The following is a 22,015-nucleotide window of genomic DNA, read 5'->3' as shown; positions in this document are numbered from 1 at the left end:
CGTTTTTTCGTATCTCCTAAGAAATAAATTCCATCGGATCTTTGATATAGTTGGCTGCTTTGAGAGAAGCATACGCCGTTAACTTTTTGGTTCGTCCTTGTTGAACGATGGACCTCACATCATCAGCTTCAACTGGAGTTATTTTCGTACGTTTCTTTTCGCTCTTTTTACCAACATCCGTTGGTTCATTCTTTTGCTGCAAATGTATTGCGAATTTAAGCGCTTCCTGATGGACATCGACCTCATCGAGTGAATCAAAATGTTCCTCAACAAACCTGTTTGCCGCTTCCTTGGCAACGGGCTCATGGATCCCTGCACCTGTTAGCCAATTCACAATTTCATTCGCGGTTTGATTCCGAACGTCAAATCCCAGTTCTTGTTTCAGAATCTCAATACGTTCCTGACGTTTATGGCGTGCCGATAATTCATTTAAGAAGTCATCAATTTTTAGACTAGAATATACGTCTCCAAACTGTTCAATTTTTCGAGTGTCCCCTGACCGTAAGGCGTTTAACGCCGGCTGCAGAAGTTGCAGTTGATCCCGCGCCACCGATCGCAGCAAGGCAGGACTGATTGTCTCAATTCCTCGGTCAATCGCTCGCCACTGGGCCAACATAAACAGTTTGATTGCTATATCGGTGATACCCTGTGACTCTTCATACATTGTTTGAATGAACTCTTCCGACAGCGAAACTCTGTTGGTCGTCCATTGGTATTTCCAAAGACCCTGAAGCAGGAATTCCCATTCCTCGTCCTTTTTTAATCGATCCCAGATCAAATCCCCTTGACCGGTTCCACGACGGGCATTCCGGAATTCTCCGTTAAGTATGGGTAACGCCTTAAATGTACCTACTACAATCACCGGAAGTCCAATTGTATTCACCAATTGGACAAAGAAATTCAGCATTTTTGAGGCCGATCCAACTTTGGCTTCAATCAGGTTTTGGATTTCGTCAATGACTAACACTCCGATGCAATGGACAGCAGCAACTTGCGCCATAATAGGCAGCAGTTCATCAACTGTTTTTCTCCCGCTGGCATACCTTTTGTAGTATTGGCTGCCGACCAAACTGTCCACCGCAAGAAAAAAGTTGAGACACAGTCCCCGAATGGATCCGTCATGCGGACAGTCCATTTTTACCCATACGATTTGGTACAAGCTTAAATTTTTTCCCCGGTACTGGCTGTGCACCACCACTTGAGGATACATGGACAGGACTCTTAAAACGGCGGAGGATTTGCCGATCCCGGATATCCCGACAAACGCAAATCCCGATGAAGTGGGATTGTTAACGGGGTATCCTTCGATCGAACCGCTGGTTATCAGTTGATAGGCATCCTTCCTGGCTCGAAAAGCGTAATTTGGAGTCAGCGGATTCCGCCCCACATACCCATCCCTCAGCAATCGTGAAATGCGTTGTTCCAAATCCAAATGGTGGGACAGCGGTTGGAAATAGTCCCTCGTAATCCTTTGTACGCAATGCAGGCGCAAATGAGGGGGCAACGAACATTCCTCAGTCTTGTACACAGGTCGAGATGCCATTTGATTAGCAACCGTTGCTTCATCCCAAATCGGGGGCAGCGCTTCAATTAACGGGTTGTTTCTGTAGTCATCCAACAGCGGATCAAGGTATTTTGCCTCAACCGTCAAACCTTCAGCGATATGAAACTTTGGAAAAGTGTTTTCACTCACGTACTTTCACCATCATCTTCTTTTAGGTAAGCTTTTATCTGTGAAATCTTTTTTGCCGGTGGAATATAACTGGTCTCTAAGTGTGAAGAATCGTTAGCCGATAAAGGAACAATTTGAGCTTTTCGTTCATTGGCAACAGGGGGTTTTCCCAGAACAAACGCTTCTTGCGTGCGATTCATTTCCTTTTCCATTTTTCTCCGTTGTCGGTTTTTCTCGATACGATTTCGATCGCTTAATGCACTTTTTTGAATCGCCGCACCGGTTTTTCGCACAGCTTCTTCAACGACAGCCTTCGTATATGCATCGAGTTCAATTTTCGCCCTCATCACGCTATCAAGTTTTTCCCTCGTGGAGTGTTTTTCAATCTCAAGCAAATCCTCAACCTCTTCAAAACGCTTGTTCAAATACCGTTCTTCCCGTTCCAGCAATACGCAAGTTTCAAACTTTTTCCCGTCTTCCAACCACAAATAAATCTCGTTGGTTGTTCTCGGATCATAACAAACTTTTACTTTCCAACTTCCTCTCACCCGTGCCCTTGTATACCATTGTTCTTTTGTCGCCAGATCACAGCCGTAATACATTCCTTTGAAAAGTATTCCCGACGGAGTTACTGTTGCCGTACCTTGATATAACAGATTTAATTTCACGATGTCTTCGGGCTGCTTTTTCAACCGTCCCGTCCGATTTTTAATTCCCCAATTCCACAATTCTCTCGGGATCGGATCGATTTCATCCGCTACCAGAAATTCGTTTCGGTCATACCATTCCATATAGTGATGGTTATTATGATAGAGGACACTTCGGATCATAATTTTCGTAAATTCTCGTAAAGTCAATGTTGCGTCCAGCCGATAGTCCCTTCCCGCTCTTTCATTCTAGACTGGACGGCACCTGGCACCCATTTGACCGACCTTAGGTTTAATAATCGGAACTGTTGTTCCACAATCCCTTTCCAGTCAGCCCGATAGGGAGGTTCCGTTTCCACATCGACACCTAAAGCGCTGATCAGATTTGACGGCTTGTTCCCTTCCAATTCACCGCGATCCGCAGTCAATTTTTGCGGCAAGTGACTGCAAATCCATTCATCAGGTTCAATGTGAATTCCGTATTCCGTACAGAATTTCACCTTATCGGCAGTGGTATTCGCCAAGGCCATCATAGCGCCCAGCCAACTTGGACCCTCAAGCCCAACGTATAAGCCGGTGATCATTCGACTGAAAACGTCTATGACAACGTAAACGACAGGTCTTCCAATAATCCATTCCCGCTTATATTCACTGACCAGGAAAACATCTGCAATCGTAGCATCAATTTGAAACCTCGATCCCGGCCCAAACGATTCATACGTTGAGCTGCCCAAACTGGGGCGAAATTTTAATTCATAATTTTTCTTCCCGTACCTTTTCGAGAGAGTTTCCTTTAAATCCAATTCTTTGGTGAACCAATACTTAAACTGGCCAAAGGTAGGAAGTTTTTCCTTTGGAGGCAGTATGGGGATAACCGCATCCCCATCTTGTTGATATCCAATGTAAAAGAACTTCTCTAATGTTTTTTGATACGCTCTTTTTAAAGGTGCCTTCTCTTTTGTGTTGTAAAAAAGCCGGATTCCCGTCCGAAACAAACGTTTTACCTCATCATCGATATTAATTCCGACATCTTCTTCGGCAAACTTTCGGGGTCGTCCCCGCTTGTTCATACCGGCTTCTCGTTCTTTTCCCTTTCCTCCGCAATTGTCGTAATAAGGAAGGAGAGTATTTACGATTTTCCCCCCTTGCCAGTATCTACGAAGATATCGATACACCGTGCTTTTGTGTATCCCATGATTTTTTACAACTTCGGAAACCAATAGACCACGCATTTTGGGATCATAAATATCGGGTTCTTCGGTTACTAATGGACCAATGATATGCCATGCTTTATCCCTGATCTGCTTGTGTTTTTCCGGAATCGATTCATCCGGCAACAAGAGTATATTTGAATCCGTCCATTCAATCACCTTGTGTTTCCGATCAATCAAGTTGCTTGTATATTCGTCAAAGGTTCGTACCAACGGCATCGCTTTGTCGTCATTCATCGCAATCGTAACAACAATGTCTCTGCGAGGATCAACCCAAAGAATGCGTTCAATATATCCTTCTTCATCCGTTTCACTATGTTTCCACTCAACAACGGTATTTTCGGTAATCCAATCGAGCATTGCTTAACCTCCTAAAGCAAAGTCCATCCCTGTTGAATTGACAATCGTAATATTTGATAACGGTTTGCCGGGATTAATTCGAACGCTCATATCCACACGCCATCTTTTGATCGCAAGGAAATGTTTTATCATTGCCAGTGCGGTTCCCGCCTCCAACCCCAATTTTTCATCGCAGAACGATGTTGCTTTCGCTAACGTCGTACCATTTTCCAGCTGTTCATGCACGATTCGTTCTATACTCGAAACGGTAAATACGCCTAGATGTGAAACATCGTCGTTTTGATATTCCTTGTGGAACCACTCAATATTTCTCACAATGTTTTCCGGAATGTCCAAATCCGTCACGATTCCCCATTCGATATTCCTTTTTTGCCAATATCGGCGCTCAATTTCGAATTTTTCAAGCGTTCGGTCCTTCTCCAACTCTTCATGCGGCTTTATCGTACGAGCCACATTCCTGTTTCGGAATGTAATAAGGAAGTCAGTCGTTAGTACAACCGGTTCATTTGTTTTTGGATCCATTGGATGTCTAATGCCGAGTTCATCTGCAATGGATAATGTTTCTTCAAGCGGAAGTAAGGGAAATTGCTCACGGATATCCGATACATCTTCAGCCCACTCGAGAATGTAGAAATAATCACGCTCCAAGTCAGACATAAGGTGGTGGATTCTGCCGCAAGTCCATCCGAAAATCCGGGATGCGCGACCAGTTGAAGGCACATCTTGAATATACAGCCAAGGTTTATAGTCTCTACCTACACCCTCGCCACGCCCTTCTTTAATCCTTCTTTCAATTTGTTGCCATGTTGACTCCCGTTTTCTCTTTGCCATAAGACACCTGTACCTTTAGTTGTTTGAAGTTTTGCCTCGTAAAACAAAAGAGGCTACCCATAACAGGCAGCCTCGATCTTTGGACCCTTTGGTTAAAGTCATTACGCCAATCCAGAAAATCTTGGCACCTAACTTTATTATAACCAAATTCATCCAAAGTCTAATACTTTATTTTTCAGTCTAACACTTTATTTTCTAGTCTATCCTGAAAATAAGCCCCTGCTCTAACCATCTTTTTGGCAATGTGAAACTAAGCCTAGCGGTATCCCTTCTTTAACGGACCTAGGCCCATCTATGGATCTCTATATTAAGACTGATTTATTAAGCGATCTCTTCAATCTTGACTTTGTAACCGAGAGACTCTAATCGTTTAATGGATTGTTTGATGACAGCGTCTTTCTTACGCTGTTCGTAATAGTCTGCACCCAATTCGATATAGCTCTGTTTTCTCACCAGGATGTAATACGTAATCGTCAGAATGGTGTGGCCGACAGCAACAGCGGCACGATTGGCTCCTCTTCGAGCCGCAAGGCGATTGTACTGGGCAGAGAGATACGTGTTCTTGGTTCGAGCAGCGGCACGTGCGGCTTCCACCAGTGCACTTCGTAGCTTTTTGTTTCCCTTCCGTGTACGACCGGACCTTCGCTTTCCGGCACTCTCGTTGTTACCTGGAGCCATTCCCGCCCAAGAACAAAGATGGGCAGCGGTGGGGAACCGGTTCATATCCGTTCCGATTTCAGCGAGGATTTGTTCAGCTGTTCGCCTGCCAACACCGGGAATCGTATCCAAAAGCTCCAGGTCTTCCTCAAAAGGGAGCATCCGCGCCTTGATTTCTTCGTCCAATTTGGCGATTTGCTGATCCAGGAAGTCAATGTGCTGCAACTGCGTTGAGAGCATGAGTTTTTGGTGGGGACCGATCAATCCCTGCAAGGCACGTTCCAGTTCGCCCTTTTTATTCTTCAATCGCCTTTGCGCCAATTCCGACAAGACGGCAGGGTCGTCGACACCTTGAATCATGGCTTCCATCATGGCACGGCCCGACTTGCCCAAAACATTTGTAGCGACTGAAGAAAGCTTAATATTCGCTCCTTCCAGTACTTTCTGGATGCGGTTGACCTCTCGCGCCCGCTCGTCAATGAGGCTGCGGCGGTAACGGATGAGTTCACGCAACTCCCTCTGTTTGCGGTCAGGAATGTAGCTGCCTTGCAATAAGCCGTGCCGTAATAAATTGGCAATCCATTCTGCATCTTTCACATCGGTTTTCCGACCGGGTACGGCTTTGATATGCTGGGCGTTCACAACCAGTGTCTGAATCTCTTCCAATTCGAGGAGATTATAAATGGGTTTCCAGTACACTCCGGTGCTTTCCATTGCAACATGGGTGCAGCCTTTGCTTTTAATCCAATCCACGAGTGAGAGGAGGTCCTCGGTCATTGTACCAAATGTTTGAATCTCTTTTCCGTCAGGCGTCATGATGCATGCGGTGATGCTCTTTTTATGAACATCCAGCCCGCAGCAGCGTTCATAAACAACATCCATCGCGATACATCCCTTCTACGGCTGAAGTATATTGAGGCTGGTGCAACAACCATAACGGGTTAATCTACCCTGCGTGCTTCCAACATGGAGCAACAATCCGTGGTGCACCTGGTCGTTGTGGCCTGTCTAAAACACGGGCTCGAGGCACCATAGACTTACGACCTACCTTCGCCAGCCGTAGGAGTAGTATTCTATACAGGATGATTTTCATCCTTCCGCTGGTGCCGCATTAGCGGCATGGGGGTCTAAAAGTTTATTTTTCAGTCTAATACTTTATTTTCCCGGAACACAACCCCCCGAAGGGAGGCTCCTTTTTTACTCCACCGTCACACTCTTAGCCAAATTCCGGGGCTTATCCACGTCGTTGCCTCGAGCCACCGACGCATAGTAAGCCAGCAGCTGCAGCGGAATGACCGCCAGAACCGGTGCCAGGAACGGCAAGGTGCGCGGGATGGTTATGACTTCATCCGCAGTCTTCCGGATGTTGGTGTCCCCCTGCCAGGTCAGCGCCAGTACATAGGCGTCGCGGGCTTTGACTTCCACGATGTTGGAGACGGTCTTCTCATACAGGTCGTCTTGAGTGACCAGTGCGATTACCGGAACTCCTTCGGTAATCAAAGCCAGGGTTCCGTGCTTCAATTCGCCGGCTGCATACGCTTCGGCGTGAATGTAAGAGATCTCCTTCAGCTTCAAGGAGCCTTCCAGGGAAACCGCATAGTCAAGGCCACGGCCGATGAAGAACGCGTCTTCCTTGTCCGCATAACGGCGGGCAAATCCCTCAATGGCCGGCGCCGTTTGCAGAACTTTCTCCGCCAACTCCGGCAGCCCCTTCAGGGCGGTCAGGATCTCCGGAACTTGCGGTGCGCCTACAGATCCGCGCAGTTGCGCCATGTAGCAAGCAAACAGATACAGGGCGATTACCTGTGTGGTGTAAGCCTTGGTTGATGCAACCGCAATCTCGGGACCTGCCATGGTAATAATCGTATTGTCAGCTTCCCGGTTGACCGAGGATCCCAGCACGTTGGTGATGGCCAGGACGCGGAGTCCGCGCTGCTTGGATTCCCGCAGTGCGGTAAGTGTGTCAAGCGTTTCCCCGGATTGGGAGATTACAACCACCAGGGTGTTTTCCGTTACGATCGGGTCACGATACCGGTATTCGGAGGCGATCTCCACATCCACCGGGATGCGGGTCAATTTCTCAATGACGGTCTTGCCCACAAGACCTGCATGCCACGAGGTGCCGCAAGCCACAATGTGAATTCTGTCAATGGATCCGGCTTGTTCGGGAGTCCAGTCCAGCTCTTTCAGGATCACCCGTTGTCCATCCTCCGAGATACGGCCGGTGAGGGTATCGCGGATCGCTTTTGGCTGTTCATAGATTTCTTTCAACATGAAGTGTTCATAGCCGCCTTTTTCTGCTGCGGCAGCGTCCCAAGTTACGTTGAATACTTCTTTAACGGTCGGATTGCCTTCAAACGTGAAGCACTCCACGCCATCAGCGGTAATGACCGCAAGTTCCCCATCGTCCATGATGTAAGTCTTGCGGGTATATTCAAGAATGGCCGGAATGTCGGAGGCAATGAAGTTTTCGCCTTCGCCAAGGCCGATGATCAGCGGGCTCTGCTTGCGAACGGCAATCAGCTTGCCCGGTTCATCCTGGGCCATGATGGCAAGGGCGAATGCACCGTGAATTCGCTTCAGAACCTGCACCACTGTTTTGAAGAGATCCCCTTGATACAGTTCCTCAATCAGGTGCACAACCACTTCCGTATCGGTTTCCGATTGGAATACGTGGCCTTTGGCAATCAGTTCCTCACGCAGTTCCAGGTAATTCTCGATAATTCCGTTATGAACGACAACGAAACGTCCCGCTTCATCCGTATGGGGATGCGCATTGTCATCGGATGGGCGGCCGTGGGTTGCCCAGCGGGTATGGCCGATTCCCTGGGAACCGACAAGCACCAGATCCCCCTTCACCCGTTCTTCAAGGGTGGCCAGGCGTCCAACCGATTTTTGCAGATGAATCGAACCGCTGTCATAGATGGCAATACCGGCAGAATCGTACCCGCGATACTCCAGTTTGCTGAGTCCGTTAATCAGTACGTCTTGAGCTTGTCGATGTCCAATATATCCAACAATTCCACACATGGAATACGTTAAACCTCCCGATAGATAGCGCTAATGTTGTATTCAATCCGTAATCAGGCAAAATTGGCAATGCGAATCCATCCCGCTTGCAAATGGCAAGCAGGTTGTGTTTCCCTGTTCATCCCCTTGAGGTGTTTTTGTCCCGGTGGTCACCCGCCGGATTTCAAACACACTCTTGCGGCAGAGGGTCAATCTGCCGGGAGGCACCCGCCGAACCGTTCGCTAAACCTCCTCCGCGTCAACTGCAAGGGCAGCCCTGCAGTCCAGGCGCTAGATCGAGCTTACTGCTTCCTCGATCCTCCTTTCTGTATGAGAATGCTCAAATCTTAAATTCCTACCTCTCGATACACACCACCTCCTGATAGCATTATACGTATCATATTCAACATCCCCTCATGTTGTGCCACTGAACCAAGACGAAAACTCGGGGACCGCCATTCTTGGCGCGCCCCAAGTTTTCTTCCCATGCAAGGCAATTGAACCGATCAACCCCTGGCTCCTAGTTCCTTACGGACTACATTCGCGATCCTGACGGCAAATTCCTGCACAATTTGCTCATCAGGCCCTTCCGCCATCACACGAATCAGAGGTTCCGTTCCGGACGGACGCACCAGCACGCGCCCCTCGTCGCCCAATTCTGCCTCCACACTGCGAATCGCTTCCTGAATGGCTGCGTTCTGATCCCAGCCTGCTTTGCTTGAAACCCGCACGTTCACCAACACCTGCGGATAGGAACGCATAATGGAACGGAGTTCCGACAGCGGTTTCCCTTCTCCAACCATTACGTCTGTCAATTGGAGAGCCGTAAGGATTCCATCTCCCGTCGTGTTGTGTTTCAGCATAATGATGTGGCCGGATTGTTCTCCTCCCAGGACATAACCGCCTTCCCGCATGGCTTCCATAACATAACGGTCGCCAACAGCTGTGCGAACCAGTTCGATCCCAATCTCTTTGGCTGCTTTCACAAACCCAACGTTGCTCATGACGGTCGATACTATAGTATTATTCGCAAGCTCGCCCTTCGCTTTGAGGGCACGGCCAAGAATCGCCATCACATAGTCGCCGTCCACCAGCTGTCCTTTTTCATCAATGGCAATCAATCGATCCGCGTCCCCGTCAAATGACAGCCCGATATCCGCACCATGCTTCAACACCGCGTCACGTACCACATCCGGGTAGGTGGATCCGCACTTCACATTAATGTTTACTCCATTTGGCTCCGCATGGATGGCTATAACTTCTGCCCCAAGTTGATGAAACACTGTCGGAGCCAACTGATAGGCAGCTCCATTGCCGCAGTCCAGCACCACCTTCAGGCCATCAAACCGGTTCGAAATCGTAGTCTTCAAGTAATCGGCATAGATTGCCGAGGCATCGGGCAGTTCTTCCGCCCGGCCAATGTCACCAGCGGTGGGACGGGGCATCTGATCCTCCCCTGTAAGCAACGATTCAATCTCGTTCTCCACCTGGTCAGTCAGCTTAAAACCATCCCCGCCAAAAAATTTGATTCCGTTATCCGCAACCGGATTGTGGGAAGCGGAAATCATAACTCCCGCATCTGCTTTCAATGATCGGGTCAGGTATGCCACACCCGGTGTCGATACCACACCCACACGAACTGCGTCAGCCCCAATCGACAAAATCCCGGCTATCAGGGCTGCCTCCAGCATGTCTCCTGAAATCCGGGTATCTTTTCCCACAACGATTTTGGCCTTATCTTTCCCGCGTGTGAGGACGAAGGCACCTGCTCGGCCCAGCCGGTAAGCCAATTCCGCCGTCAGCTCCGTGTTCGCGACTCCACGCACTCCATCCGTTCCAAACAAACGTCCCAACTCTGCTTGCCCCTTTATAAATGCTAGAATACTATGCCCATTCTCCCACAGAACGGCTAAACCTGCAATAACCAGCTTTCGCCAGAAATTGACCAAAAAAAGTTCTAATTTGTAATGATCTGCAAAAGGGAATATGCAGCTCTTGACGAACCTTAATTCATGGTACGCAATATGTTAGCCTTGTTACTGGTTGTGGGATTGTTGCATGTTTGTCAAGATGTTATCGAGGCGGTTCCCGGATTCGGCTAACCGTCTGACAATCCAGTCGCACCATAAGAAAACGCCCAGGCGGGCGTTTTTCATGTTTCTTTGTTCTCCGGCGGGTTTTGCCGATTGGTTTGGGGAGCATCCGGGCGGGTCTCTGCCGCTTTCTCTGTTTCAATTCGGACCGGTATCCGCAGAGGTTCTTTCTGTACCAGTTTGACAGCAGCCGGTATGGTTACGGCTGCATCCCGTACGTGGTCACCGGGTGGAAGCCCCGTTACATCAACAACGATCCGGATCTCTTCCGGCTTCAGAACCGCCACATCGGCAGGAGGGCCCTCCACTGTGACAGTGACTCCTTCCGCAGGCAGAACAGCTTTAGTTCCGGGCGCCAATCCCTTGACTTCAGGGCGCAACCCGGCGAATGTTTTCTGCTGGATAGCGGGTATATAGGCCACGTCAATGGTTTTGGGATGGATGGTGATATTGACCGTTTTCCCCTTGTCGTTCAGCGCGTAGACTACCACCGTATGCTCCGTTCCGGGTGTTTCCAGAACCTGTACCGGAACCCGCGCTTGAACTTTCTGCACCTGCTGCAACTGCGACGAAGGCCCCATGATCGTTACTTCTCGCGGATTCATTCGAATCTGTGCCAATCTGGCCGGGTCTTGCGCGCCCTCCATCACTAGATCCACTTTAATCACCTGACGAAGATTGGCTTCCAGTCGCACAGCCACATTCTGCGGGACAAAAGACACGCCGGGGGGAAGCCCCTGGACTTGGACAGGGATTTCATGAACCCCCTCCCCCAGATTTCGAGCGTCAACGATAAACTTCAAATTGTTCGCCTGCATCTTTGCCTGCCACACGGGCAGTCTTTCTCCTCGAATCTGTATTGTCACTTCCGGCGTTTCACCCACCAGTGACACCCGGTCTTTCGCCACCAAGACTTCTGCCGTTCCGGTTATGGTCTCGGTAATCCGATCAATCTGTGGCGTCACATCGGTTGTTTGATCTCCCGCCCTTACCACCAGCCACAGCATAACGGCCAAAACAAAAGCGATAAATCGGGCAAGATTGTTGCTCCGCAGAAAGGAATCCATCACTTCTCCTCCGCCTTGCGCCCAAAAAGCGAGAACGCGCCTGTTCTCTGCGGCATCAAATGGCTGATCAGCATCTGCCGCAGGGTTTGGTCGTCAATGTTGCGTATAATTTTGCCATTATGGGTCAAGGAAATAAATCCTTTCTCTTCTGAAATCACAATGGCGATCGCATCCGAATTTTCTGTGATGCCAATAGCCGCCCGGTGTCTGGTTCCCAACTCTTGCTCCAGGTTCGGATCGTCAGACAACGGCAGGAATGTGTTGGCTGTCACAATCCGGTTGCCCCGAATCACCACAGCCCCATCATGAAGAGGTGTGTTCGGTATGAAGATGTTGATCAACAATTCCGATGAGACCAACGCTTCAATCGGCACACCCGTTTCCATTATATCCGCAATGCCCGTTTCCCGCTCGATGACAATCAGGGCTCCGATCTTGTTTTTGGACAATACGGAAGCCGCCTTCGCGATTTCGTTGATAATCTTCCGAACATCTTCCTCGTTCTCCTGAGTTTTCGCCAGCACAAAGGAACGGGAAAAAAAGCCGCCACGCCCCAATTGTTCAAGAGCGCGGCGTAGCTCAGGCTGGAACACGACCGGTATTGCAAACAACCCGATGGTCAGTGTTTTGTCGAGGATCCAGTTAAGTGCCCTCAGGTTAAGGTAATTCGAGATCCCTGTCATGATAAGGATCACGACGATTCCTTTCAACAGCTGAACAGCTCGGGTACCGCGAATCAGAAGGATCATCCGGTACAAAACGAAAGCAACAATCAGGATGTCAAGAGCATCCGCTATTTTAAATTGGCCGATTACGTCTAGGAATGTCTGCAATCTTGCCACCTACTGTCAAAAATCAACCGCTTGTCGATTGTAGGTTTCCCCACCTCTTCCATAAGATTCGATAGGGGGGATGGTTTTCCTTCAATCGTCTACCATTATTTTAACGCATCACGAACCATTGTCCAGAATTCCTCCAGATAGTACCCGACCATCTGCAGGGCTTCGTTGATCTCCTTGGTGTGACCGGAGATGTCCGCCCCTGTCTGTTTGTAGATCTGTCCGTTCATCGCCACGATGTTCCCATCGACCTTGCCTTCCACAATGACACTGCCGTTATGAATAATCAGGTTCCCTTTATACTCTTGGCCTTTGGGTATGATCACCTGGTTTTCCTTGACGATGAGCCCTTCAGACGAATTGGCCGTAACGGAAAAATGGTTCGGCATCGACCACCATACGCCCAAACTGAAGATGAATGCGGCGGCGGCCGTTAGCCCCGTCCACCTTACCAGCGGCACCCTCCAATTACGCCGTGCAAGATGGGCATGTTCCAGCGCCTCCAATACGTTTTCCGTGAAACCCGCAGGTGCTTTCTGCCATTCGGCCGAGGAAAGTTTGTGCACCACCAGCCCCAATTCAACATAGTGCTGCCGGCAATCCGGACAACCTGTAATATGTTGTTCCACTTGGTCACGAAAGGCTCCTTCCAACTCGTCATCAAGAAGCAGTTGCATGTTCTTTCGCAAGTCTTTACAGTCCATTACCAGCACCTCCTCTATTGAATCATGTAGGTCCGCAAAGCTTCTCTGCCCCTGTGCAGGCGGGTCTTCACCGTTGATACGGGCAACGCCAGAATATCGGCGATTTCCTGCATGGAAAGGTCCTCGATATATTTAAGTATCACCACCGCCCGATACGAAGGCGGCAATTGCTCAATGGCAGACTGAAGTTCAAACCGCTGTTCCCGCGCAATTACGTGGAATTCCGGTGAATCTCCGCTTGACAGTACAGAATACATATCGCCCCCATCATCCGAATCCAGCGGAGCATCCAGAGAATAGTCCGCTTTCTTTTTGCGCAATCGGTCGATGCAGCAATTGGTCGCAATTCGATAGATCCAGGTGGAGAACTTATGGCGGGAATCATATTTTTTCAGGTTGGCATATGCCTTAAGAAAGGCTTCCTGTGTCATCTCTTCCGCATCGTGGGGATTGCCAAGCATCCGGTAAGAAAGGTTGTACAATTTGTCCTTGTACAGTTCCACAAGCTCCGCAAAGGCGATGCGGTCCCCTTTTTGTGCTCTTGTTACAATTTTAGCCTCTAGCAGGTCCATCTAATTCCTCCGGAATTGGCCGTAAAATGATATACGCAGGAGAACCGGCAAAGTTTCACCGGAAAATTAATTACTTCCCCAGTTGGATTTATTTTCCTCCCAATCCGGAATAAAAATTTGCGGAAACTAAAACAAGCACGCCGGTGGCCCAATTCCAACCGACGTGCTTGCGATGGGTTTCCTTATTCTTTACTCCCGCAATCCCTCGATCAACACCTGAGCCACTTCCGGTCGCGTAAATTCAACCGGGAGCATTTCCCCGTTGCGGAGCTTCTCACGAACCTTAGTACCGGAAAGGGTTAACCTTTTGGATTCATCATGCGGACAAGTTTTTGGCGATGCCATGTTGCCGCAAGCGGTGCAATAGAAGCTGTGTTCAAAGAACAGGGGAGTGATTCCCAGTTCTTCTTGGGTGAATTCGCGAAAAATCAGCTGAGCGTCATAAGTGCCATAGTAACTGCCCACTCCGGCATGGTCACGGCCAACAATAAAATGGGTGCAGCCGTAGTTCTTCCGTACCATGGCGTGAAACACTGCCTCCCTGGGTCCCGCGTACCGCATGGCCGCCGGAAATACCGCAAGAGTCACACGCTTATCCGGATAGTAATTTTTCAAAAGAATTTGGTAGCTGCGCATCCGGACATCTGCAGGAATGTCATCCGACTTGGTTTCCCCGACAAGCGGGTTGAGGAACAACCCATCCACAATTTCCAGAGCGCATTTCTGAATATATTCATGTGCACGGTGAACCGGGTTACGGGTTTGAAAGCCCACCACGGACCTCCATCCTTTGTCGCGGAACAGCGCCCTTGTTTCCGCAGGATCAAGGTAGAATTCCTTGAATTCGGCCGGTTCTTTGCGGTTCAGCAGCCAAATGGGTCCTGCCACATATACCTCCGGACGTTCGAACAGCTTCTTCACACCCGGGTGTTCATGGTCGGTGGTGCGATAGACTTTCTCCGCTTCCCGTTCCTTGTCATAAGTGAACTTTTCCGTCACTTCCAAGACGCCGTAAATGGTCCGGTCAGCACCGACCAGCGCGACCGTTTCACCAACTTGAATGGACTGTGCCAACTCTCTGTTTATCGGGAGAGTTATGGGAAGGCTCCATACGTGCCCGTTCTTGAGACGCATGGTTTCCAACACAGACTCATAATCTTCGCTCCCCATAAATCCGGTTAAGGGTGAGAAGGCGCCAATTCCGATCAATTCCAGATCGGAAAGAGCCCAGTTATCCAGAACGATTTGTTTGTAAGATTTCGCTTTCTCCAACTCGGCATCCCGTTCAGAACCTTGCAGGAAACGGTCTACCAATGTTCCTCCGTGTGGTGCAATCAAATCGCTCACTCTGACGTACCTCCTAGCTCAACAATTTCATCCCTGACAGAAATAACATCACCATTAAAGCTGCTCGGACTGCCATGTCCGGAATCTTGGTCGTCAACTTGCTGCCAATCAGGATCCCGGGAATGGAACCTACTAAGAGCTGAGTTACCAACCCTGTATCGACATTGCCGATAGACATATGGGCAAGGCCCGCCACCCCGGTAACCAACACCGCCTGCAAGATGTCTGTCCCCACCAGCTTGGCGCTGGCAACAGGGTAGATCATGGTAAGCACTGCCATGAACAAGGTACCGCTGCCAACGGATGTCAGTCCGACAATGCATCCGCCAACAACACCCAAAGCGATCAGTTTTCCTTTGGGTGGACGGGGCACCTCATCCGGCCGGTACTTCTGGGCCCTGGAACGGAGAATCCGCCATAGCATGACTCCAACAATCAACAGATAGGTCACACCCAGAAGTTTGCCAATGGTACTGTTTAATTGCTTTGTGTCAAAGCTGTTCTGCATCATCATGACAAACAATGCACCCAACAGCGCTCCCGGAAGGCTACCTATGGAAAGCCACTTCACCACGCCAAAGTCAATGGTTTTCTGCCGCCAATGCTGAAATGCACCAAACATTTTGGTAATGGATGCATAAATCAAATCGGTTCCAATGGCAACAGCGGGAGAAATGCCAAAGACAAAGATCATGATGGGGGTCATGACCAAAGCGCCGCCCATTCCCGTCATTCCGACAATCAGACCCACGATGAACCCCGCAACAGGGTACTCGATTGCCATTTCCACACCCTCTCCCTTGCCCTATGTTCGTGCCATCCGCGTGATCAAGGATGTGGAAACCCTCTTACTTATGCAGACCGCACTCTGTTTTTGCGAAGCCGGCCCAACGGCCTGCCCGCGGATCTTCGCCCGGCTTAACCGGTCTGGTGCAATGGGTGCACCCAATGCTGGGATATCCCTGATCGTGCAAGACATTATAAGGAACCTCGTTGGCCAGGATATAATCCCACACTTGTTTATTCGTCCATTTTGCCAGTGGATTAAACTTGATCAAGCCAAATTTGGCGTCTACTTCAATTACTCCTGCATTGGCTCGAGTCGGTGCCTGTTCACGGCGAATTCCTGTGATCCAGGCATCCAATTCCGACAATGCGCGGGTCAACGGCTCCACCTTGCGAATATTGCAGCATGCGTTGGGATCTTTTGCCCAAAGTTCATCACCATGTTGCGCCTTCTGTTCTTCCAATGTCAGCAGGGGGCTGTATCGGATCAGGTTCGGATTGTATTTTTCCGCGATTCGGTCCCGGACCTCGTATGTTTCTTGGAACAAGACATCCGTATCCAGATAGAAAATCTTGGTTTCCGGCTTGATCTTGACAATCATGTCAATCAACGCCACGTCTTCCGCACCGAAACTGCAGGCAAATGCAATGTTGTCGATCGTTTCAAGCGCAAAACGAAGAATTTCCTGTGGTGTGGAATCTTCCATCATGCTGTTCAGTTCCTGGACCTTCTCAGGAGATAGCACCAATTCCTTTTGATCGTTCATTTTCTCAGCACTCCTTGTATAAAGAATTCAAATGGTCTACATAAGCAAATCTTATCAACCGCCAAAAAAAAGAAGACAATTCTCCTGAGACGGAATCCTGCATTCATCCCCTTCAATAACATATTGGGGGCGAATGTCAGGGGTTCCACCTCCGTGAAATTTTTAACGGCCTCACCTAATACCAAGTATATAAGTAGGAATTTAAGTATTTCTATTGAATCCACTTTACTACCTATTTCCGAATCCGTCAACCCATTTTCTCCATGCAAAACAACGGTACAATAAAAATAAGTCTGAAACCCGAGGGGGGGTTGACATGTTGATCGTGCATTGGCAAGTCTGGGAATTGGTTCGGCCCGTGTGAACGCTCATCTTGAAAGGAGCAAATACCGGGTTGGAGACGAAGTCCGGGGTGTTGTACATATCGAGGGCGGCAAGGTGGATCAGAACTGGAAGTAGTGTTTACGACCGGTGATGCAGAAAGTGTAGAGGTCCTGCTGCAAGTCGAGAGGAAAGCCCGTGGATTTCTTGGGGTCTTTCAGGTATCCATTGGGCTTGATGAACGATATGTCCGTTTTACGGTCACTTCCGAAACTGTCACAAACGGAAGTTTTCCACAGCAATTGCAGGATCTGATTCGCAAAAGCATGCCTTAGCAAGGGAACCCCGTGTCGAAACAGAATAAGATACGGGGTTTCTCTGCACTAGATTACTGTTTCACCCAACAGCGAACAAATCATGTCCACCGCCACCCGGGCGGTCCGGTTCTCCACATCCAAAATCGGGTTGACTTCCACCACGTCAACAGAGGTCAACACATTGGCAGCAGCCAGCATCTCCATTGCCAAATGGCCTTCCCGGTAGGTAACGCCACCAAGAACGGGGGTTCCCACACCGGGCGCTTCCCTCGGATCAAAAGCATCCAGGTCAAGACTCAGGTGTACTCCCTCCACCCCTTTGGATGCAATCCGAATCGCATCTTCCATGACGGCCGACATACCCCTCTTGTCAATTTCATGCATGTCAAATACGGTAATGCCCGATTGCCGGATCAAGTTTCGTTCATCAGGATCAATGGAGCGCGCACCAACCAAAACCACATTTTGGGCATGCACCTTCGGCATAAACCCTGCCACCTGCAGCAGATCTGCGTGACCGATGCCCAGTGACACGGCCAGCGGCATACCGTGTATATTGCCGGACGGCGTTGTATCCTCGGTGTTCATGTCTCCATGGGCATCAAACCAGATCAGTCCCAGATTACGGATCGCTTTGGCAATTCCCGCTACACTGCCAATAGAGATGGAATGGTCACCCCCCAGGATAATCGGCATATGTCCCCTGTTTATTTCACCTGCCACCCGTTCTGCCACCTCTTCGGAGACGGCGACAATTTCCGGCAGATACTTCAGTTTCTGATTGGCTACACGGTGGGATTCGGGAGTTGGAACATTCACATTCCCCAAGTCTTTCACTTCATAGCCAAGCCTCGTAATGCGCTCCTGCATACTGGCATAGCGGATTGCCGACGGCCCCATGTCGACCCCCCGCCGCCCCTGCCCGAGGTCCAGCGGCACCCCAAGCACGGAGATGGTCTTCTTCATGCGTAGTTCCCCCAATTCGTTTGGTTTGACTGACAGAGACGTTTATTAGGTTATGCATCTCCCTGTCTTTCCTCTCCTTAGTTTCTGTACATGTGCGTGAAATCCTTCCATACGGTGGATTCTTGGAGAACTTCACGCTACAATAGGCATGGAAAGGATGATGCATGTGCAGGATTATGAACACTTGCTTTTATCTTGGGCCCAACTGACCGCCATTCAAATTGTCATGGGGGAAGATGCGGAAGCCAGCTCGCTCCGTCTGATTGAGGACAAGCTCTTGAAAGAGTATAAGATCTCCGGGATCCGCTTGGTCGGCCGAACCTATGATGAATATGCGGTAGCTTTTAACAAAGACGGCGAGAACCAGATGGTTCGCTTTGATGCGGACGAGGTGGAAAGCATTTATGATGTCTAGAAATCCGCTGCGCGTCATCTGGATCTTTCTCGCTGCAAGCGGTTTGATTGCCCTGTATACCGCCCTGTTCGACCGGACGCCCCGGGGCTTCACTCTTGAGTTTTCCGACTCCATGTTCCTCTGGGGCCTCACGCTGCTTTGCATAAGTTCCGTTTATCTGACCAACTTTTTTGGTTTTCTGCACTACTTTCAGAATTGGTTCCGGTTTCGCCCCGCCAAACCAGCCGAAGCGGAAGCTTTCGATGGAGATGCCACGGACAACGTTAAAAGGGACCCGTCCCTATTGTACGCGTCCCTGTTGTTGTTATTGTTTTCCGTGCTTGTTTCTTTTCTTTGACGCTTGAAGATCTCGTTTAACTCTGCACGTACCACTTTAACAGTATCGGTGTAACAAACCCTTCAATGACTGCGGCCGTCAGCAAGAGAGCCAGAATGACCGGCAATACATACAACGACTCCCTGATCGTGTAGAGGACGCTTCTCCATCGGCTTCTTCCCGGCAACGGCCGCAACCACATATACCCCAGTTTAATCCCCATCGCTCCCGACAGCAGAAATGCCGGAATTTCCAACAAACCATGCGGAAGTATGCCAAACGCGACAAGGGCCCAAATCGGCACCTGGGCGGTTTTTCCCATCAAGACCAGCGCATAGCCGACCACCAAGCCATTCATCACCAACCCGTAAATGGTAAAGATGGACAAAAAGAATCCGCCGATCAGCAACACCAATGAGGCAATGACGTTATTCTTTAAAAGCAGCCATGACAGGTTCATACTTCCCCCATTCTTGGCTTTATCGGCAATCTTCTCAATATGCTGCAGAAACTGTTTGGCCAGTTCATGCAGCGACTCAAAATAGATGACCCCAATCAATAGCCCCAGCACAAACAAACTGAACGCAAATCCCAGGTATCCCAGGTTCTTTCGAATGACTGCAAAAGGTTTCATAACTCCTCCTCAAGGCTTGTTCGCATAACCCCGTCCCTAATGCATAGACATGTACCAAGATGGACAGTGTAGTGACGGAGGTGTTCATGATGAATGTCATTTGGTCATTTCAATGGAAGCAGGCAAAGAAAGTCATCATCCTTGGCGTTGCTTTCCTCCTGTTTACTTTGGTATTGTATGCGCAGGGCGGGCCATTATCCCCTGGTACCCTTCCCACCGCTGCAACCCGTTCGCCAGGTGCCATATATGAGGTGCCGACCGACAAAAAAGTGGTTGCCCTGACATTCGATATCTCATGGGGCGAAAAGATACCTGGGCCGGTGCTCGATGTTCTGGAGAAAAAGCAACTCAAGAAAGCGACTTTCTTCCTGTCGGGGCCCTGGACCAGCACCCATCCTGAGATTGCCAAGCGGATTAAGAGCATGGGGTATGAGATCGGATCCCATGGGTACAAACACGACAATTTCTCCCGCTATGACAATAACTGGATTGACGACCAGGTCCGGAAAGCTGAAGAAGCCATCTATGACGTAACGGGTGTGAAGACCAAACTGATTCGAACCCCCAACGGCGATTTCAACAAACGGGTTCTGGAGAAACTCCACTCCATGGGTTATACAACCATACAATGGGGCACCGATTCCCTCGATTGGACCAATCCCGGAGTGGATGTGATTGTCAATCGGGTTCTGTCAAAAGCCCATCCAGGTGATATTATATTGATGCATGCCAGTGATTCATGCAAGCAAACAGTGGAGGCGTTGCCGCAAATTATTGACGGGTTGCGGGAAAAAGGGTATGAGTTTGTCACCGTAACGGAACTGATTGCCGGGACCAACGCCAAGTCCAAAACGGAATAATCCCAATGCAGAGGCACCCCATGTTACTTTCGCAAAATTCTCCCCAACAGCAAGATCAAATAGCTGTTGCAAGCAAGCAGAATCGTGCCAATTATAACTGTTAACCCGGCAAATCCTGATTTGAGGGCTACATACCACTCAATGGTAGTGAACACATACAGGAAGAATACGGCCGGCACGTACGCCCGCATTCCCGAATCGAGTGCCTTCACATAGGCCACAACCAAAGAAACGAGCAACGGCCATGTTGCAAACCACACATAGGGCCAGATGGAACCTGTTCCCTGGCCCTCTGTCATGTATCTGATATATATCATGTCCACATAGACGACCACAACAATCAATCCCTGTACCCATTCCCAGACACGCTGCGGCAGGACTCCTCTTACAATGAAGTTGAGTGTCAGGTAGGCCCAGAAGCCCATCAGGGCTGTGGCAGACACAAAACCTCCCACTTCCACCCCGAAGAACAACCGGATATCGGCAAACAGATCCGTAACCGCATGTAAAACCCCTATCAGGATTCCGACCGCAACGGTTGTTATCACCATAAACCCAAATTTACGCAGCGTCATAACACAGACCCCTTTCAAAGCATGACAAGACAAATCCATCATACCACAATCAACCATCCCATACATTGGTTAAAAACGGGTCGCATGCAGGAGTTTACCGAGACACATATTATGAACAAGCACGCAAAGGAGGGCTCTCCATGCATAGATTGCCACGTTTTCTATCCTTGGCGGCTGTTGTGTTCCTCTTAAGCAGTTTGACTTCCTGCTCACCCGGAGGCGGCGGCCAGGCGCAAGCGCAGCAAAAACCCGAATATGACCAGATGAAGTCAATGGTACTGGATGTTCTCCACTCAAAAGAAGGAGTCGACACGTTAAAAGATATTGCAAAAGAACCCTCATTCAAAAAAACGATCATCGTTACAGATCAGGACGTTACCTCTGCGATTCAGAAAACCCTGAATGAAGACAAGAAACAAATACAAATCATGGAGGCGCAAATGAAAGACCCCAAGTTTGCGGCGGCCATGGTGAAAGCGTCAAAAAAAGAACATGAAACCTTGCTCAAGAATCTGATGAAGGATCCCGATTATCAGTCTGCCATGCTGACATTGATGAAATCTCCCGAGTATCAAAAAATGGTTCTGACTGTCATGCAAAGCCCGGAGTACCGTCAACAGGTCATGAAGATCATGGCTGATTCTTTGCAAAACCCGGAATTCAAGCTTGTGTTTATGGATATCGTGAAAGAAGCCATTCAATCGGGTGCCGGCGTATCCAAAACACAGGGCGGTAAAGAAGGGGGAGGCAAGGAAGGTGGCGGGGAAGGCGGCAAGGAAGAAGGCGGTAAACAGGGCGGAGGCAAAGAAGGTGGCGGGGAAGGCGGACAAGAAGGCGACAGCGAGCAGAAGGAGAAAAAAGAAGAAGAATAGAGTAGGAGGGGGTGGCTAGCCCCCGTCCTCTCACACCACCGTACGTACCGTTCGGTATACGGCGGTTCATGTTGTGCAACGACGTTCGTCAAACCTTGCGACTAAACTTACGAGTCCTTGGTTACGCCAATGCGCGTGGCCAAGGGCTTTGTTTACCTGTGGAGTGTTCGCGAGCCT

General features: G+C 49.4%; 23 protein-coding genes. 6 read left to right on the top strand and 17 right to left on the bottom strand.

Translation table 11 applies throughout. The annotated features are described in order from the left end of the window. Nucleotides 1-16 precede the first annotated feature (16 nt). From EFBL_RS00165 to EFBL_RS00105, 14 genes are all read right to left on the bottom strand, one after another. On the bottom strand, nt 17-1,693 hold the full coding sequence (locus EFBL_RS00165) for an ATP-binding protein (protein ID WP_231705617.1): 1,677 nt from the start codon (nt 1,691-1,693) through the stop codon (nt 17-19). Beyond that, entirely contained in the window at nt 1,690-2,529 is an 840-nt protein-coding gene (locus EFBL_RS21030; RefSeq protein WP_231705615.1) for a Mu transposase C-terminal domain-containing protein, read from the bottom strand. The genes EFBL_RS00165 and EFBL_RS21030 overlap by 4 nt, the downstream gene beginning before the upstream one ends. Beyond that, nucleotides 2,526-3,890: a helix-turn-helix domain-containing protein gene (locus EFBL_RS21025; protein ID WP_231705613.1), complete on the bottom strand. Its 1,365-nt coding sequence runs from the start codon at nt 3,888-3,890 to the stop codon at nt 2,526-2,528. The genes EFBL_RS21030 and EFBL_RS21025 overlap by 4 nt, the downstream gene beginning before the upstream one ends. Nucleotides 3,891-3,893: 3 nt before the next feature. Further along, entirely contained in the window at nt 3,894-4,721 is an 828-nt protein-coding gene (locus EFBL_RS00155; protein WP_096180093.1) for a TnsA endonuclease N-terminal domain-containing protein, read from the bottom strand. A 321-nt stretch (nt 4,722-5,042) separates the two neighbouring features. Beyond that, on the bottom strand, nt 5,043-6,260 hold the full coding sequence (locus EFBL_RS00150) for an IS110 family RNA-guided transposase (protein ID WP_096180092.1): 1,218 nt from the start codon (nt 6,258-6,260) through the stop codon (nt 5,043-5,045). A gap of 315 nt (nt 6,261-6,575) precedes the next feature. Then, nucleotides 6,576-8,408, bottom strand: a complete 1,833-nt coding sequence (gene glmS / locus EFBL_RS00145; protein ID WP_096180091.1) for a glutamine--fructose-6-phosphate transaminase (isomerizing) — start codon at nt 8,406-8,408, stop codon at nt 6,576-6,578. Nucleotides 8,409-8,893: 485 nt separating this feature from the next. Then, entirely contained in the window at nt 8,894-10,240 is a 1,347-nt protein-coding gene (gene glmM / locus EFBL_RS00140; protein WP_096180090.1) for a phosphoglucosamine mutase, read from the bottom strand. 299 nt (nt 10,241-10,539) lie between these two features. Beyond that, nucleotides 10,540-11,547, bottom strand: coding sequence for a CdaR family protein (locus EFBL_RS00135; protein ID WP_096180089.1), 1,008 nt, complete (start codon nt 11,545-11,547; stop codon nt 10,540-10,542). Continuing rightward, nucleotides 11,547-12,380, bottom strand: a complete 834-nt coding sequence (gene cdaA, locus EFBL_RS00130) for a diadenylate cyclase CdaA (protein ID WP_096180087.1) — start codon at nt 12,378-12,380, stop codon at nt 11,547-11,549. The genes EFBL_RS00135 and cdaA overlap by 1 nt, the downstream gene beginning before the upstream one ends. Before the next feature lie 104 nt (nt 12,381-12,484). Further along, on the bottom strand, nt 12,485-13,090 hold the full coding sequence (locus EFBL_RS00125) for a zf-HC2 domain-containing protein (protein ID WP_096180086.1): 606 nt from the start codon (nt 13,088-13,090) through the stop codon (nt 12,485-12,487). A gap of 14 nt (nt 13,091-13,104) precedes the next feature. Beyond that, a complete protein-coding gene (gene sigW, locus EFBL_RS00120) occupies nt 13,105-13,662 on the bottom strand; it encodes an RNA polymerase sigma factor SigW (protein ID WP_096180084.1) in 558 nt (185 codons plus the stop codon). 189 nt (nt 13,663-13,851) lie between these two features. Further along, nucleotides 13,852-15,009 (bottom strand): sulfate adenylyltransferase, encoded by a 1,158-nt coding sequence (sat, locus tag EFBL_RS00115; RefSeq protein WP_096180083.1) that lies wholly within the window; start codon nt 15,007-15,009, stop codon nt 13,852-13,854. A gap of 13 nt (nt 15,010-15,022) precedes the next feature. Next, a complete protein-coding gene (locus EFBL_RS00110) occupies nt 15,023-15,793 on the bottom strand; it encodes a sulfite exporter TauE/SafE family protein (RefSeq protein ID WP_096180081.1) in 771 nt (256 codons plus the stop codon). Nucleotides 15,794-15,857: 64 nt separating this feature from the next. Beyond that, nucleotides 15,858-16,562, bottom strand: coding sequence for a phosphoadenylyl-sulfate reductase (locus EFBL_RS00105; RefSeq protein ID WP_096180080.1), 705 nt, complete (start codon nt 16,560-16,562; stop codon nt 15,858-15,860). 330 nt (nt 16,563-16,892) lie between these two features. Here EFBL_RS00105 and EFBL_RS21750 point away from each other — a divergent pair, with 330 nt between their 5' ends. Together EFBL_RS21750 and EFBL_RS00090 are read left to right on the top strand one after the other, a co-directional pair. Then, nucleotides 16,893-17,021 (top strand): sporulation protein, encoded by a 129-nt coding sequence (locus tag EFBL_RS21750; protein WP_096180078.1) that lies wholly within the window; start codon nt 16,893-16,895, stop codon nt 17,019-17,021. Further along, nucleotides 17,021-17,218, top strand: coding sequence for a hypothetical protein (locus tag EFBL_RS00090; protein WP_096180077.1), 198 nt, complete (start codon nt 17,021-17,023; stop codon nt 17,216-17,218). The genes EFBL_RS21750 and EFBL_RS00090 overlap by 1 nt, the downstream gene beginning before the upstream one ends. A gap of 48 nt (nt 17,219-17,266) precedes the next feature. Here the strand turns inward: EFBL_RS00090 and rocF are convergent, their stop codons facing one another. Continuing rightward, nucleotides 17,267-18,166: an arginase gene (gene rocF, locus EFBL_RS00085; protein ID WP_096180076.1), complete on the bottom strand. Its 900-nt coding sequence runs from the start codon at nt 18,164-18,166 to the stop codon at nt 17,267-17,269. Nucleotides 18,167-18,332: 166 nt separating this feature from the next. Here rocF and EFBL_RS00080 point away from each other — a divergent pair, with 166 nt between their 5' ends. Then, nucleotides 18,333-18,581 (top strand): hypothetical protein, encoded by a 249-nt coding sequence (locus tag EFBL_RS00080; RefSeq protein ID WP_165912749.1) that lies wholly within the window; start codon nt 18,333-18,335, stop codon nt 18,579-18,581. Next, the gene (locus EFBL_RS00075; RefSeq protein ID WP_096180074.1) at nt 18,571-18,918 is read left to right on the top strand and encodes a hypothetical protein; all 348 of its coding nucleotides are present in this window, start codon (nt 18,571-18,573) and stop codon (nt 18,916-18,918) included. The genes EFBL_RS00080 and EFBL_RS00075 overlap by 11 nt, the downstream gene beginning before the upstream one ends. A gap of 16 nt (nt 18,919-18,934) precedes the next feature. On the opposite strand, the gene EFBL_RS00070 is transcribed toward EFBL_RS00075, so the two are convergent. Beyond that, complete coding sequence (locus EFBL_RS00070; RefSeq protein ID WP_096180073.1) at nt 18,935-19,531, bottom strand: stage II sporulation protein M; 597 nt, start codon at nt 19,529-19,531, stop codon at nt 18,935-18,937. Nucleotides 19,532-19,620: 89 nt separating this feature from the next. Between EFBL_RS00070 and pdaB the strand changes: the two genes are divergently transcribed. Next, entirely contained in the window at nt 19,621-20,391 is a 771-nt protein-coding gene (pdaB, locus tag EFBL_RS00065; protein WP_096180072.1) for a polysaccharide deacetylase family sporulation protein PdaB, read from the top strand. Between the two features lie 23 nt (nt 20,392-20,414). Here pdaB and EFBL_RS00060 read toward each other — a convergent pair whose 3' ends face one another. Further along, on the bottom strand, nt 20,415-20,966 hold the full coding sequence (locus EFBL_RS00060) for a KinB-signaling pathway activation protein (RefSeq protein WP_165912748.1): 552 nt from the start codon (nt 20,964-20,966) through the stop codon (nt 20,415-20,417). 140 nt (nt 20,967-21,106) lie between these two features. On the opposite strand from EFBL_RS00060, the gene gerD reads away from it, so the two are divergent. Next, nucleotides 21,107-21,838, top strand: a complete 732-nt coding sequence (gerD, locus tag EFBL_RS00055) for a spore germination lipoprotein GerD (protein WP_096180070.1) — start codon at nt 21,107-21,109, stop codon at nt 21,836-21,838. Nucleotides 21,839-22,015: the final 177 nt, after the last annotated feature.

This window comes from Effusibacillus lacus (assembly GCF_002335525.1).
Lineage (GTDB): Bacteria > Bacillota > Bacilli > Tumebacillales > Effusibacillaceae > Effusibacillus > Effusibacillus lacus.
Note: the sequence above shows the minus strand (reverse complement) of the source record. Positions and strands in the feature narration are given on the sequence as shown.

Bases quoted from the DNA above. Each gene is read 5' to 3' on its own strand.
- EFBL_RS21025 (WP_231705613.1), bottom strand. From the start codon at position 3,890: ATGCTCGATTGGATTACCGAAAATACCGTTGTTGAGTGGAAACATAGT.
- EFBL_RS00155 (WP_096180093.1), bottom strand. From the start codon at position 4,721: ATGGCAAAGAGAAAACGGGAGTCAACATGGCAACAAATTGAAAGAAGG.
- EFBL_RS00150 (WP_096180092.1), bottom strand. From the start codon at position 6,260: ATGGATGTTGTTTATGAACGCTGCTGCGGGCTGGATGTTCATAAAAAG.
- glmS (WP_096180091.1), bottom strand. From the start codon at position 8,408: ATGTGTGGAATTGTTGGATATATTGGACATCGACAAGCTCAAGACGTA.
- EFBL_RS00135 (WP_096180089.1), bottom strand. From the start codon at position 11,547: ATGGATTCCTTTCTGCGGAGCAACAATCTTGCCCGATTTATCGCTTTT.
- EFBL_RS00125 (WP_096180086.1), bottom strand. From the start codon at position 13,090: ATGGACTGTAAAGACTTGCGAAAGAACATGCAACTGCTTCTTGATGAC.
- sigW (WP_096180084.1), bottom strand. From the start codon at position 13,662: ATGGACCTGCTAGAGGCTAAAATTGTAACAAGAGCACAAAAAGGGGAC.
- EFBL_RS00110 (WP_096180081.1), bottom strand. From the start codon at position 15,793: ATGGCAATCGAGTACCCTGTTGCGGGGTTCATCGTGGGTCTGATTGTC.
- EFBL_RS00105 (WP_096180080.1), bottom strand. From the start codon at position 16,562: ATGAACGATCAAAAGGAATTGGTGCTATCTCCTGAGAAGGTCCAGGAA.
- rocF (WP_096180076.1), bottom strand. From the start codon at position 18,166: ATGAAGAAGACCATCTCCGTGCTTGGGGTGCCGCTGGACCTCGGGCAG.
- EFBL_RS00075 (WP_096180074.1), top strand. From the start codon at position 18,571: ATGATGTCTAGAAATCCGCTGCGCGTCATCTGGATCTTTCTCGCTGCA.
- EFBL_RS00070 (WP_096180073.1), bottom strand. From the start codon at position 19,531: ATGAAACCTTTTGCAGTCATTCGAAAGAACCTGGGATACCTGGGATTT.
- pdaB (WP_096180072.1), top strand. From the start codon at position 19,621: ATGAATGTCATTTGGTCATTTCAATGGAAGCAGGCAAAGAAAGTCATC.
- EFBL_RS00060 (WP_165912748.1), bottom strand. From the start codon at position 20,966: ATGACGCTGCGTAAATTTGGGTTTATGGTGATAACAACCGTTGCGGTC.
- gerD (WP_096180070.1), top strand. From the start codon at position 21,107: ATGCATAGATTGCCACGTTTTCTATCCTTGGCGGCTGTTGTGTTCCTC.